We start from the raw sequence: 13,102 nt of genomic DNA on the forward strand, positions 1-13,102 counted from the left end.
CTGATGTTTTTATTAATATCGAGTGACAAACGACGCTCGTTGTTAACGCACCACGTAAGTGATTGTCAGTACAATTCTTTTAATTTTCTGGTGAGTGTATTTCGCCCCCAGCCTAATACTTTAGCGGCATCTTGCTTATGACCTTTAGTGTGCTCTAAGGCTGCTTCTAATAAAATGCGTTCAAATTCTGGTAAAGCGTAAGAAAGTAGTTCTTTATCTCCTGCTGCGAGTGAATGCCGTGCCCAATCCGCCAATTGTTCTTGCCAACTACCATGTGCAGAGTCTGAAATGGATTTTTTCTCTTCGAGTAGTTCGCTTGGCAAGTCATTTGGTAACACTTCGCTACCACTGGCCATAACGGTTAACCAACGGCAAATATTCTCTAATTGACGAACGTTGCCAGGCCAATCAAGGCGGTTAAGAATCTCCACGGTCGATGGGTGGAGAGTTTTTGTTTCCACACCAAGCTCATCAGCCGCACGGATAAGAAAATGCTGTGTAAGCTTTTCAATGTCTTGCTTACGCTCACGCAGTGCCGGGATCTGCACGCGAATCACGTTTAAGCGATGAAAGAGGTCCTCACGGAAGTCACCTTCTTGCACCAGCTTTTCTAAGTTCTGGTGTGTTGCCGCGACAATTCGTACATCGACACTGATCGGAGAGTGACCGCCCACTCGATAAAACTGCCCGTCAGCTAGAACGCGTAGTAAACGAGTTTGAATGTCTAATGGCATGTCGCCGATTTCGTCTAAAAATAGAGTGCCGCCATTGGCTTGTTCGAATCGTCCTTGACGAACATTGTTTGCTCCCGTAAACGCGCCTTTTTCGTGGCCAAACAGTTCTGATTCAATCAAGTCTTTGGGAATCGCCGCCATATTGAGCGCAATGAAAGGTTTGTTAGCACGTGGACTGTGACGGTGCAGTGCATGAGCAACGAGTTCTTTACCCGTGCCCGATTCACCGTTAATCAAGACTGAAATAGAGGAGCGAGAAAGACGACCAATGGCGCGAAACACCTCTTGCATCGCTGGTGCTTCACCGATAATTTCAGGCGTTTCTGCTGGAATGTCTTCTGGAGAGAGCTGCTCGCGTTTGTTTTCGTGGCTGTGTGCAATGGCTCGTTCAACCAGAGTTAAAGTTTCATCAATATCAAAAGGTTTTGGTAAATATTCAAAAGCACCTTTTTGGTACGCATTCACTGCCGCATCTAAATCTGAATGCGCGGTCATGATAATCACGGGAAGGTCTGGGTAATCGCGCTGTACTTGCTTTAGTAGCTCCAACCCATCAATACCTGGCATGCGAATGTCTGATACTAGAACATCCGGCACTTCGCGTTCGAGCGCCATTAACACGCTTTCCCCATCGGCATAGGTTTCACATTTGATGTTGGCAGAGGAGAGCGTTTTCTCCATTACCCAGCGAATTGAACTGTCGTCATCAACGACCCAAACATATCCTTTACTCATGTAGTAATCCTTGCAGCAAACCGAAAAACTGACGCGACTTGAAGTCCATTAGCGCACTCAGATCGGCAGATAAATAGTAAATGTTGTGTGACCAGGCCAGCTTTCTACGTCTATTTTTCCATTGTGCTGGTCGATCAAATTTTGCGAAATAGATAGCCCTAATCCAGTTCCTCCCTCGCGGCCACTGACCATGGGATAGAACAGCGTGTCTTGTAGTTCCGGTGGAATACCTGGGCCGTTGTCTGTGATTTCGACACGAGCAGCGAGTTTACAGCGTTTGCCGTGAATATTGGCTTGATGCACCGTTCTGGTGCGAATGGTTATTTTCCCGTGCTCTTGATGGCTAAGAATTTGTGCGGCGTTACTGACGATATTAAGCATTGCCTGCTCGATTTGGTCTGTATCCATCAAAATCTCTGGCAAGCTTGGGTCATAATCTCGTTCAATGATGATTGAGCGTTGTGACTCTAATTCAACCAGTTGGCGAACCTTTTCAAGAATTTGGTGCAGATTCTCTTGTGTCTTCTTACCTGGCTTCTGAGGTCCTAGTAATCGATCCACGAGCGCCCTTAAACGGTCTGCTTGCTCAATGATGATGTGTGTATATTCGGTGAGAGAGGGCTCTGGCAGCATTTTTTCTAACAATTGCGCCGCACCGCGTAAGCCGCCAAGCGGATTTTTGATCTCATGTGCAAGCCCTCGGACTAACAGCTTCGCCGCTTGTTGTTGGGCGTGTTGGTTCAGTTCTTGAGAGAGTCGGCGCTGCTGATCAATTTTGCGCATCTCGACCAGAAGCATCAACTGCTTTTGCCAAGTGATAGGGCTAACCGTCACCTCTAGCATTAAAGGGCGGCCATCAACAACGAAAGTGACGTCACTGTCGGTGATGCTTTGGCCACTTTGCAACGGTTGAGTGAGCAGCGCGAGATCCAGCGACGCATGCTGAATCAATTGAGAAAGTGATTGTTCAATAATTCGTTTAGCGCTTTGAGAAAACAGCAATTCGGCAGCCGGATTGGCATAACGGATGGCCAATCCATCATCAAGAATCAGCGTTGCTGTCACCATATTGTTGAGAATGGCACTAGGAAGACTGGTATCCACATTACGTCCTTGTTTTGCTTTAAGATTGTGCGATGCACAATAATGGTGCAATTGAACGTTAAGTATGGCGAATAAATCTTAGAAGAAAAAGTGAAAAGCACCGCTGTGATGTGATTTTTTTCACCAGATATTCTATTTTGCCCCTTTTACGGTCGGCTTAACACTTGCTCTATGTAAATGCACCGTTATAGGGCTAGTAGATGCAATAAGCTTGCCGCTTCTTTTCGCGTGCACAGCAAGTGTGTGAGTGCCTCGGTCAATATTGTTTAACTGCCACACTATATGGTTTTGTGGTGCACCATAGGGTTTTCCATCGAGTAACAATTGCAATTGCTCACCGATACCAAGCTTGCGATTGGTTTCTAATTGAATATTGATGATGCCTCGATTGTTACGGATGGTCTCGTTGTGCTTGGGGGTCTGCATTGAAAGTTGTAATGGAAGAGGCTTCTCGGTTGTTTTCTCTGGCTTGTTTTGTGATGCAGTAGATGGCGTAGTCTGAGGTGCGAGCGATTCAGTACTTTCTACCTCAGGAGCTGGTGCGCTGGCTTCAAGGTTTGGCAGTGCGATCGCTTTTGCTCCTTTGTTTGGCGTATCACTAAAGTGAACCACGCCATTTTCATCTACCCACGTATACGCGACCTGCGCGAAGGCGGTAGAGGCGATTAACAATCCGCTGAGTGCACACAGTGATGGAATAAGCTGAACTTTCATTGCTCACCTTCTCTTGTTCGATGATTTCACGTTTCAATGGCTTAGCTCTTTGACCTGTAAGGAAAAATTCTAAGCGTATTTTTATTATCCCCTCATGTTAAACGTCGAAGCTTGAGTGGCGAATACAAAAAAGGCCCGCCTGCGAGGCGAGCCTAATATTTTATTGCTGTGTTTACATTTTACACAGTGTCGACCTTACACAGAGTAGTAAAGTTCGAACTCAACAGGGTGAGTTGTCATGTTTACACGCTCTACGTCCTGAGACTTAAGGTCGATGTATGAATCGATGAAGTCGTCAGAGAATACGCCGCCCGCTGTTAAGAACTCACGATCAGCATCTAGCTCTGCTAGCGCGTCTTTTAGTGAGTATGCAACAGTTGGGATTTCTGCTGCTTCTTCAGCTGGAAGATCGTAAAGGTCTTTATCCATCGCTTCGCCTGGGTGGATCTTATTCTTGATACCGTCAAGACCAGCCATAAGCATTGCTGCGAAACATAGGTATGGGTTCGCCGCTGGGTCACCGAAACGAACTTCGATACGACGTGCTTTCGGGCTTGGTACCACTGGGATACGGATTGAAGCAGAGCGGTTACGCGCTGAGTAAGCTAGCATTACTGGTGCTTCGAAGCCTGGTACAAGACGTTTGTACGAGTTTGTTGATGGGTTAGCGAATGCGTTGATTGCACGAGCGTGTTTGATGATACCACCGATGTAGTAAAGCGCCATTTCAGATAGACCGCCGTACTTGTCACCAGCAAATAGGTTTACGCCATCTTTTGCTAGAGACTGGTGAACGTGCATACCGCTGCCGTTGTCGCCAACAAGTGGTTTAGGCATAAACGTCGCTGTTTTACCAAACGCGTGAGCAACGTTGTGTACAACGTACTTGTAGATTTGGATTTCGTCAGCTTTGGTTGTTAGCGTGTTGAAACGAGTTGCGATTTCGTTTTGACCCGCCGTTGCCACTTCGTGGTGGTGCGCTTCAACAACAAGACCCATTTCTTCCATTACTAGACACATAGCAGAACGGATGTCTTGAGATGAATCTACTGGAGCTACTGGGAAGTAACCACCTTTAACGCCTGGACGGTGACCTTTGTTACCTTCTTCGTAGTCAGAACCTGTGTTCCATGCCGCTTCTACGTCGTCGATCTTGAAGAAAGAGCCTGACATGTCCGTCGAGAACTTCACGTCATCAAATAGGAAAAATTCTGGCTCAGGACCGATAAGTACAGTATCTGCAACACCTGTAGAACGCATGAAGTCTTCAGCGCGTTTTGCGATAGAGCGTGGGTCACGGTCATAGCCTTGCATTGTTGCAGGCTCTAAGATGTCACAACGGATATTTAGTGTTGCGTCTTCCGTGAATGGGTCAAGCACAGCAGAAGATGCGTCAGGCATCATTACCATGTCTGATTCGTTGATACCTTTCCAGCCAGCAACTGATGAACCATCGAACATTTTACCTTCTTCGAAGAAGTCTGCGTCGATTTGGTGAGCAGGGATCGAAATGTGCTGCTCTTTACCTTTTGTATCAGTGAAGCGTAGGTCAACAAACTTAACTTCGTTTTCTTGGATCAGCGATAGAACGTTTTCTACTGACATCTTGGATAACCTCCAGTGTTAATAAGCGGTAAAAGCTCGATTTATGAATTATTCATGAAACCTGGCATTGATTAATCAATTTGACTTTTCATTAATCGATGCTGTTTTAACTAAAGCCAAAACCGTGCCAAAAAAAATATTCCATTAATTTCAAGCAATTGTGTTTTTGAATGCTAGTTTGGTGCACTTGCTTGCACCAAAATGATCTTTGCTTGCACTATTATGGTGCCAAAAATCATTGTTGCACCATAATGTGACAGGTACATTGCGTATTCAGCCCAGTTTTTGAGCAAGAGTCAATTTGAATTATGCATCGATTAGAATAAAGTTGCGTTTAATCAATTCGTTCTGAGGAAGAAAATGGGCATTAAGCGTAAAAATCGCAGAAATGCTCGGGAGTAGATCACATATTTCTAGGCTTTTTGCTAAAATCTGGTACATTATGGCCGTTTTTTTAATCAGCAAATGTCGCCAGAGAGCACCCGTTCTCAGCGTGGGGGCATTTCATCTATCTAAGTGAATCAATATCCATGGCTACTCCACAGATTGATAAATTAAGAAATATCGCGATCATCGCGCACGTTGACCACGGTAAAACCACGTTGGTTGACAAGCTGCTACAACAATCAGGCACGCTTGAGTCTCGCGGTGAAGCTGAAGAGCGAGTCATGGACTCGAACGACATCGAGAAAGAGCGCGGTATTACCATTCTTGCTAAAAACACAGCAATCGACTGGAACGATTACCGTATCAACATCGTAGATACTCCGGGACACGCGGACTTCGGTGGTGAAGTTGAGCGTATCATGTCGATGGTAGACTCTGTACTACTTATCGTTGACGCAGTCGATGGTCCAATGCCTCAAACGCGTTTCGTAACACAAAAAGCGTTTGCTCACGGTCTAAAACCAATCGTTGTAATCAACAAGATTGACCGCCCTGGTGCACGTCCTGATTGGGTTATGGACCAAGTGTTCGACCTGTTCGACAACCTAGGTGCAACTGATGACCAGCTAGACTTTAAAGTAGTTTACGCATCAGCACTTAACGGCTGGGCTTCTCTAGAAGAAGGCGAAACTGGCGAGAACATGGAACCACTATTCCAAACTATCGTTGATGTTGTTGACGCGCCAAATGTTGACCTTGATGGTCCACTACAGATGCAAGTTTCTCAGCTAGACTACAGCTCTTACGTTGGTGTTATCGGCGTGGCTCGCGTAACTCGTGGTAGCGTTAAACCAAACCAACAGGTAACCATTATTGGTGCTGACGGTAAAACTCGCAACGGTAAAGTGGGTACAGTAATGGGCTACCTTGGCCTAGAGCGTCACGAAGTGGAACAAGCTAACGCGGGTGATATCATCGCAATCACTGGTCTTGGCGAGCTGAAAATTTCTGACACTATCTGTGCACAAAACGCAGTAGAAGCATTACCACCATTGTCTGTTGATGAACCAACAGTAACAATGACGTTCCAAGTAAACACGTCTCCATTCGCGGGTAAAGAAGGTAAGTTCGTAACGTCACGTAACATCCTTGAGCGTCTTGAGAAGGAATTGGTACACAACGTTGCGCTACGCGTTGAGCAAACAGACGATCCAGATAAATTCCGCGTATCAGGTCGTGGTGAACTTCACCTTTCTATCCTGATCGAAAACATGCGTCGTGAAGGCTTTGAGCTAGCAGTATCTCGTCCAGAAGTAATCATCAAAGAAGAAGATGGTCAGTTGATGGAACCGTTCGAGACTGTAACGATCGACGTAATGGAAGAGCACCAAGGCGGCATCATGGAGAACATCGGCCTACGTAAAGGTGAGCTGAAAGACATGTCTCCAGACGGTAAAGGTCGTGTGCGTATGGACTTCGTTATGCCATCACGTGGTCTGATCGGTTTCCAAACGGAATTCATGACACTGACTTCAGGTTCAGGTCTTCTTTACCATACGTTTGATCACTACGGCCCTCACAAAGGCGGTAACATCGGTCAACGTGTAAACGGTGTACTAATCGCGAACGCGATGGGTAAAGCGCTAACTAACGCACTGTTCAACCTTCAAGAGCGTGGTCGTCTATTTATCGGTCACGGTGTTGAAGTTTACGAAGGTATGGTTATCGGTATTCACAGCCGTGACAACGACCTAACGGTAAACGCACTGAAAGGTAAGCAGCTAACCAACGTTCGTGCATCTGGTACCGATGACGCACAGGTTCTTACTCCGCCTATCAAGATGACTCTTGAGCAAGCACTAGAATTCATCGATGACGACGAGCTAGTAGAAGTAACGCCTGAAAGCATCCGTATCCGTAAGAAGTTCCTAACGGAAAGCGACCGTAAGCGTGCTTCTCGTGGCGCGAAATAATTTTCGTTAAGCGATTCAATTAAGAAGAAGCCTCGAGTTATGCTCGGGGCTTTTTGTTTTCTGGAGTTGAATATGAACCCGATTATTATCACCGGTGGGCCTGGTGCGGGAAAAACAACACTGCTGAATGCGCTAGACGCGTGTGGTTATGCCACGTTTCCTGAAGGGTCTCGCGACTTGATTGAGCAGCAAAGCCAGTTAGAAAATGGTATTTTGCCGTGGACGAATTTACCTGAGTTTGCCAAGTTATGCCTTGGGTTGATGGACAAACAAAAGAGTGATGCGCGTTGTCATGATGTTGCGTTTGTTGATCGCGCCATCCCCGACATCATTGCATACCTACAAGTGGGCGGCTGTAAGGTTGACCAAGCTTTCTTAACCGAAAGCGCTGGGTACCATAGTCAGGTGTTTACTTGTCGACCTGAAGCATCCATTTACGTACAAGATGAAGTGCGTCCGCACAGCTTTGAAGAAGCATTGGAGATTCATCAGTCGTTAGTGAGTGTCTATACTGAGTTGGGTTATGAAGTGATAGAAGTACCATGGGGAACTGTGCCAGAGAGAGTAGGCTTTGTTCGAAGAGTCATCGGTTTACTCGGTAAGGTCGCCGACTAAAACCTCCTCACTAGGAGGAGGTCTAAATCATTTACTTTTGATTGAGCTTTTGTAGGAATTTATCGGACTCTGCAATCGCTTCGTTCATTTGTTTGATCGCAAACTGAATGTCTTTCTCTAAGCTAGAGAACTCACCTTGCAAAGAACCAATCGCACTGGCGTTAAGGTTGTGTTTTAAGTACAACGTGTTGTCACGTAGCGTATCCAGTACCGGTGTCATCTTTTTCTCTGCACGCTTCATAGCGCTAAGCATGGTTTTGTACGAGGCTTTGGTTTCACGTAGTTTTTGCTCGCTTGAACGACGCAGTTTCGCACTCGAGTACAGCTCTAGCTCATCTTGCCACTCATCAAACAGTGCGCCGGATACGTCTTCAATCGCAGCAATACGGTCACGTACGTCTTGAGCCGCTTTTTCGCTATCTTCGTATTTGTCATTGATGTTGTTGTAGACATTTTCTAGCTCACCACCATCAAAGTTGGTGATCGCAGACAAGGCTTCAAGTGCACTGGTGAATTCTTCTTGTGCATCTTGTTGAGATTCTTTGGCATCTTCGACGCGGTCGACCATAATATCTCGTTTATGATACCCAACCTGCTCCATTGCTGAGTAATAAGCAGATTGACACCCTGTTAAAGTGAAAATTGATAGTACAATTGCTAATAAATAAGGCATTCTTATGTCCTCGGCGCTAATTATGGGATGAACTATGAACCAGTTATCAGAGAGTTACAAGGCGAGATTAATCAATCTACTGCCAAGTTGCGTCGCGTTTTTTAAGTATCTTCTTAAGCGATTAACGCATGACCGTGTGAATGTGAACGCGGGCTATCTTGCCTACATTACCTTGTTATCCATCGTGCCAATGCTGACGGTATTGTTATCAATATTGTCGAAATTTCCCGTTTTTGCGAACGTTGGTGAGGTGCTGCAAGGCTACATTATTGAGAATTTTGTGCCAGCTTCTGGAGAAGCTGTACATACGGCATTACAGGAATTTGTGGCGAATACGGGCAAAATGAGCGCGGTTGGCGGTGGGTTTTTATTCATCGCAGCGGTCATGCTGATTTCCAACATTGATAAGAACTTAAACTACATTTGGCGAGTTAAAGACAAGCGCCGTTTAGTCTTTTCATTCTCTATGTATTGGATGGTACTCACGTTAGGGCCGATCATGGTCGGTGCGAGTATTGCGGCGACGTCGTACGTGACTTCGCTGCAAATTTTAGAGAATGAGACATTATCTGGTGCGTTTAATCTATTTCTGCGTTGGCTACCGTTGTTGCTGTCCTTTTTTGCTTTTCTTGGCTTGTATATTCTAGTGCCGAATAAAAAAGTACACCTCGCTCATGGTGCCATGGGGGCAGCAGTCGCCGCGATACTGTTCGAGTTGAGTAAAAAAGGCTTTGCACTCTACATCACTCAGTTTCCGTCTTATCAGCTCATCTACGGCGCGTTAGCGGCGATTCCTATCTTATTTGTTTGGGTGTATTTATGCTGGATGATCGTGTTATTGGGGGCGGAAGTTACGGCTGCGCTTGGTGAGCGAGAGCACTGGAGTGAAGATTTAGACATGATACACTCGACCGCTGAATCTCAGTTAACAGATGAAGGAAGCGAGAGTAGTGATAGCGCTAATTCAACGAGTCAGTGAAGCAGCCGTCCGTGTGGATGGTGAAGTCGTAGGAGAAATTGATCGTGGTCTGCTGGTCTTATTGGGCGTAGAGAAGGGCGACGATGAAGCCAAAGCAAAGCGTTTAATGGAGCGTGTTACAACCTACCGTGTGTTCGAAGATGACGAAGGCAAGATGAACCTGAACGTTAAACAGGTGGAAGGTAAAGTGCTGGTGGTTTCTCAATTTACGCTGCCTGCGGATACAAAAAAAGGCACGCGAGCTGGCTTTTCTCGCGGTGCGCATCCTGTGGATGCAGAGCGCTTGTATGATTACTTTTCTGACTTGTGTGAAGAAGTCTTACCCACACAGCGTGGCCGCTTCGCTGCCGATATGAAGGTGTCTTTGGTGAATGACGGTCCAGTGACGTTTTGGTTGCAGGTCTAATCTGGTAACACAGGCGCCATAGTCTAAGCTTTAACTCCAAGCTCATGGAATTGGCTTGGAGTAATTTTTCCGACACTGATTAGTGTTGTGCTTTCAAAGGATTGATATGTTCAAACTCATTACTCCCAAAACCGATAATCAGATAAACAAGTATTATCAGTTTCGCTGGCAACTGCTTCGTGAGCCATGGCGTATGCCGATCGGCTCTGAGCGCGATGAATACGACGAAATGAGCCATCACCGCATGATTGTTGATGGTCGAGGTCGTCCTATGGCGATTGGCCGTTTATACATTACGCCGGACAATGATGGCCAGATCCGCTATATGGCGGTTAAAAATAATCGCCGTAGCAAAGGGATGGGTTCGCTGGTTTTGGTTGCACTAGAGTCGTTAGCGCGCCAAGAAGGAGCGAAACGCTTGGTGTGTAATGCCCGTGAAGATGCCATCGCCTTTTATGAAAAAAATGGCTTTGAGCGTCGAGGCGAGCTGACCGATGAGCGTGGCCCTGTGCGCCATCAGCAAATGGTGAAGCAACTGGATCCGATGGCCAATGTGTTACGTCGCCCTGAATGGTGTACTGAGCTTCAACAGCGCTGGGAGCAACAAATCCCAATTAGCGACAAAATGGGGATCAAAATTAACCAGTACACGGGTTACCAGTTTGAATGCTGTGCGCAGCTTAATCCTAACCTTAATCCGCATAACACCATGTTCGCCGGGTCAGCTTTTACCTTAGCAACCCTGACAGGGTGGGGGATGACGTGGCTGCTGCTTAAAGAGCGTGGGTTGCACGGTGATATTGTGTTGGCCGACAGCTCTATTCGTTATCGTCAACCAGTCGAACAAAACCCCGTGGCGAGTACTTCGTTGGATGGGATCAGTGGTGACCTAGACCGATTGGAGTCGGGACGCAAAGCACGCATCGTTATTCACGTAGTGATTTATAGTGGTGACACGCCAGCTGTTGATTTTGTCGGTACCTATATGCTGATACCGAACTACTCGCAGTTACTCAGTTGCTGATGGGGTAAGCGCCGACTGATCTGCTGGGCGCTTATCTGTTTCACCTTCTTGCTCTGTCGGTGAGAGGGTTTGTTCTGCTGCGGAATTCGTGTCGGGTACTTCATCTTCTTCGATAACTTCTTCGTAAAGCTCTTCCTCTTGAGTCTCCAAATTGATGTTATCAATTACGATTGGCTGCTCGATGGAAGGTTCATTTTTCTGTGGAGTCTCAATATCAGTAGGCTCGGACAGTTTTGATGCGTTCACGCACTCATTACGGTGGGTTTCGCCACTTAGTAGATCGCCTTCAATGTTTCCGCACGACTCTTCCAATTGATAAGTAATGCCACTTAGCGGGTTGTTGGCCATATCAAATGTTCCCCAAACCTTACCACTTATGGCTTTTCCTGAGATGGTGACCGGCTTTATGGCAACTTCCCCTCGTTGCGCGCTTAAACGCAGTGGACTTAAGGTAATGGCTTTGAGCGAATGATCCGCTTGGGACTTCAAGCGGGTATCTCGGAGATTGGCTTCCACTTCACCCGATAAGCTGTAGGCCAGCATGTTGCGATCACCTGATAACCCTTGTAGATCGAGGCTGAGATCGGAAAAACCATCAATAGCCAGTGTGTCGGGTAAAAAATAATCGTGGAAGAGCGATAAGGGAATACCATCAGCATTGACGTTGAGCGCCCAAGGTTGGCTCGGGGTACTCAAATCTATTTGTCCGATGCCTTCTACGTAGCCTTGCTCGAGTGGCGCAAAAAGGCGAGTCAATTGCCAAAAGCCATCTTTGCTTTGCATGGCAAGTGCTGCGTGAGACGTGAGTATTTGGTCATAGCTGGCGTTGACAACGCTGACTTCCAATTCGCCTTGCCAAAGGCCCCAACGTTGAGCCGACTGTTTAATATCAAGCTGTTGCCCTTCGATATTTAAACCGGAAAGTTGCCAATAAGGTTCGTGAGATAGCTGGATAATTTGGCTGCGCTCAATGTCGAGTCGTTCGATTGCAACATGCTCTAACTCGCTGGTGGCGGCGTGCCACCAATTTAGGTTGTCTTCTGGCTGTGTTGCCCACTTGAGGCCTTGAATAGAGGCTTCTTTGAGCTTCCATTGTGTTGGCGTGAACAATCCAGAAACTTGCACTCGACCTTGCTGCCAATCTAAACTGAGCTCGTTGAGCTGGATTACTCCTGGCTCGATAGCGGCACTCAAACGTGGCTCTATTGCGGTTTGCTGCTGGAATCGAACGCTATCCGCCTGCAATGACACTTGAGCTTTTGTCTTCCAGAGAGACAGTGGCAGTGTGGCGTTTTCCACAGAAAGATCCAAGTTCTGCCAGTGCCAGTCGCCCCATTCAATATCGGCGTTAAGCAAATCTAAGCTATTAATATGATTAATGTTAAATGGTAGATCGTGCCAAGGTTTTGCAAGCAGTGATTGGCGCTGCGTATTACTCAGTTTCAGCTTGTTGATGGTCACATTTACTAAAGACCAGCCTTGAGGATACTGCTCCCCTTGCCCAGATATTTGACTGTTACGCCAGTTAAAAGAGGTGCCATAAAGCGTACTGTCTTGCGGTTTGTAGTCTATATCGATTAAGACTTGATTAAAGGCTTCGCCATTCCAATAGAGTTGGTCAGCTGCAAGTTGAACTTCGCCATATGGTATTAATTGACCATTCCATTGTGGTGATTGAATTTGAAGGTCAATGCCATTGGCAGAGAACTGCTCGTCGGCGTAATCAATATTTTTGAGCGCGATTTGATGGAATAAAACGTTGTCTAAAGGTGGGAGCTTTGGTGCGCCATACTGCAAGCTCATACCATCAATCAATAAACTATCAACGATCCATTTACCATCGCGATAAACATCGGGATTCATCCATAAATCGACTTGCTCGATGTAAGACGCATCGTCTCCGCTGGTGTTCACGCGTTGTAAAGTTAGGTGATAGGGAAAGCCATAACGCACGCTTCCGGCCCGGAAGGGAAGAGAAAAGGTGTTTGACAGCAAGCGCCAGGTTGCGTCCGCGTAAGATGTTGTTAGCAGCGCAATCGTAGCGGCTGGAATGGCAACTAAGATAACCAGTAACAGAAGTAGAACTCGACGCGCTGTTTTCATCTTTGCTAGAACCTACGTGTGTTATGAAATAAAACTAGATAGGCTTTAGC

The 13,102-nt window shown here is 46.5% G+C and carries 11 protein-coding genes; 5 read left to right on the plus strand and 6 right to left on the minus strand.

The annotated features are described in order from the left end of the window. Positions 1–65: 65 nt before the first annotated feature. From glnG to glnA, 4 genes are all read right to left on the minus strand, one after another. Complete coding sequence (glnG, locus tag N646_RS11480) at positions 66–1,469, minus strand: nitrogen regulation protein NR(I) (protein ID WP_017821941.1); 1,404 nt, start codon at positions 1,467–1,469, stop codon at positions 66–68. Positions 1,470–1,526: 57 nt separating this feature from the next. Then, positions 1,527–2,537 carry a nitrogen regulation protein NR(II) gene (gene glnL / locus N646_RS11485; protein WP_005379271.1) on the minus strand — a complete coding sequence of 337 codons (1,011 nt, stop codon included), beginning with the start codon at positions 2,535–2,537 and terminating at the stop codon, positions 1,527–1,529. 168 nt (positions 2,538–2,705) lie between these two features. Next, positions 2,706–3,287 (minus strand): DUF4124 domain-containing protein, encoded by a 582-nt coding sequence (locus tag N646_RS11490; RefSeq protein WP_017821939.1) that lies wholly within the window; start codon positions 3,285–3,287, stop codon positions 2,706–2,708. A 195-nt stretch (positions 3,288–3,482) separates the two neighbouring features. After that, on the minus strand, positions 3,483–4,892 hold the full coding sequence (gene glnA / locus N646_RS11495; protein ID WP_005379275.1) for a glutamate--ammonia ligase: 1,410 nt from the start codon (positions 4,890–4,892) through the stop codon (positions 3,483–3,485). 530 nt (positions 4,893–5,422) lie between these two features. On the opposite strand from glnA, the gene typA reads away from it, so the two are divergent. Then, positions 5,423–7,252 carry a translational GTPase TypA gene (gene typA, locus N646_RS11500; RefSeq protein ID WP_005379276.1) on the plus strand — a complete coding sequence of 610 codons (1,830 nt, stop codon included), beginning with the start codon at positions 5,423–5,425 and terminating at the stop codon, positions 7,250–7,252. Positions 7,253–7,324: 72 nt separating this feature from the next. Next, positions 7,325–7,867 carry an AAA family ATPase gene (locus N646_RS11505; RefSeq protein ID WP_005382971.1) on the plus strand — a complete coding sequence of 181 codons (543 nt, stop codon included), beginning with the start codon at positions 7,325–7,327 and terminating at the stop codon, positions 7,865–7,867. Positions 7,868–7,898: 31 nt separating this feature from the next. On the opposite strand, the gene N646_RS11510 is transcribed toward N646_RS11505, so the two are convergent. Then, positions 7,899–8,540: a DUF2959 domain-containing protein gene (locus N646_RS11510; protein WP_005382972.1), complete on the minus strand. Its 642-nt coding sequence runs from the start codon at positions 8,538–8,540 to the stop codon at positions 7,899–7,901. A gap of 34 nt (positions 8,541–8,574) precedes the next feature. Here N646_RS11510 and N646_RS11515 point away from each other — a divergent pair, with 34 nt between their 5' ends. The 3 genes from N646_RS11515 (at position 8,575) to N646_RS11525 (ending at position 10,949) form a co-directional block, all read left to right on the plus strand. Next, complete coding sequence (locus tag N646_RS11515) at positions 8,575–9,519, plus strand: virulence factor BrkB family protein (protein WP_005379281.1); 945 nt, start codon at positions 8,575–8,577, stop codon at positions 9,517–9,519. Further along, on the plus strand, positions 9,491–9,925 hold the full coding sequence (dtd, locus tag N646_RS11520; RefSeq protein WP_021034088.1) for a D-aminoacyl-tRNA deacylase: 435 nt from the start codon (positions 9,491–9,493) through the stop codon (positions 9,923–9,925). Before N646_RS11515 ends, dtd begins: the two co-directional genes overlap by 29 nt. A 106-nt stretch (positions 9,926–10,031) precedes the next feature. After that, the gene (locus tag N646_RS11525; protein WP_005379283.1) at positions 10,032–10,949 is read left to right on the plus strand and encodes a bifunctional GNAT family N-acetyltransferase/hotdog fold thioesterase; all 918 of its coding nucleotides are present in this window, start codon (positions 10,032–10,034) and stop codon (positions 10,947–10,949) included. On the opposite strand, the gene N646_RS11530 is transcribed toward N646_RS11525, so the two are convergent. Beyond that, the gene (locus N646_RS11530; RefSeq protein ID WP_017820688.1) at positions 10,935–13,052 is read right to left on the minus strand and encodes an AsmA family protein; all 2,118 of its coding nucleotides are present in this window, start codon (positions 13,050–13,052) and stop codon (positions 10,935–10,937) included. The genes N646_RS11525 and N646_RS11530 overlap by 15 nt on opposite strands. Positions 13,053–13,102 lie beyond the last annotated feature (50 nt).

Origin of the sequence: Vibrio alginolyticus NBRC 15630 = ATCC 17749 (genome assembly GCF_000354175.2) — a bacterium.
Classification (GTDB): domain Bacteria; phylum Pseudomonadota; class Gammaproteobacteria; order Enterobacterales; family Vibrionaceae; genus Vibrio; species Vibrio alginolyticus.

Excerpts from the sequence above, each read along its gene's own strand:
- N646_RS11510 (WP_005382972.1), bottom strand. The coding sequence starts at position 8,540 with ATGCCTTATTTATTAGCAATTGTACTATCAATTTTCACTTTAACAGGG.
- glnA (WP_005379275.1), bottom strand. The coding sequence starts at position 4,892 with ATGTCAGTAGAAAACGTTCTATCGCTGATCCAAGAAAACGAAGTTAAG.
- glnL (WP_005379271.1), bottom strand. The coding sequence starts at position 2,537 with ATGGTGACAGCAACGCTGATTCTTGATGATGGATTGGCCATCCGTTAT.
- glnG (WP_017821941.1), bottom strand. The coding sequence starts at position 1,469 with ATGAGTAAAGGATATGTTTGGGTCGTTGATGACGACAGTTCAATTCGC.
- N646_RS11530 (WP_017820688.1), bottom strand. The coding sequence starts at position 13,052 with ATGAAAACAGCGCGTCGAGTTCTACTTCTGTTACTGGTTATCTTAGTT.
- typA (WP_005379276.1), top strand. The coding sequence starts at position 5,423 with ATGGCTACTCCACAGATTGATAAATTAAGAAATATCGCGATCATCGCG.
- N646_RS11490 (WP_017821939.1), bottom strand. The coding sequence starts at position 3,287 with ATGAAAGTTCAGCTTATTCCATCACTGTGTGCACTCAGCGGATTGTTA.
- N646_RS11515 (WP_005379281.1), top strand. The coding sequence starts at position 8,575 with ATGAACCAGTTATCAGAGAGTTACAAGGCGAGATTAATCAATCTACTG.
- N646_RS11505 (WP_005382971.1), top strand. The coding sequence starts at position 7,325 with ATGAACCCGATTATTATCACCGGTGGGCCTGGTGCGGGAAAAACAACA.
- N646_RS11525 (WP_005379283.1), top strand. The coding sequence starts at position 10,032 with ATGTTCAAACTCATTACTCCCAAAACCGATAATCAGATAAACAAGTAT.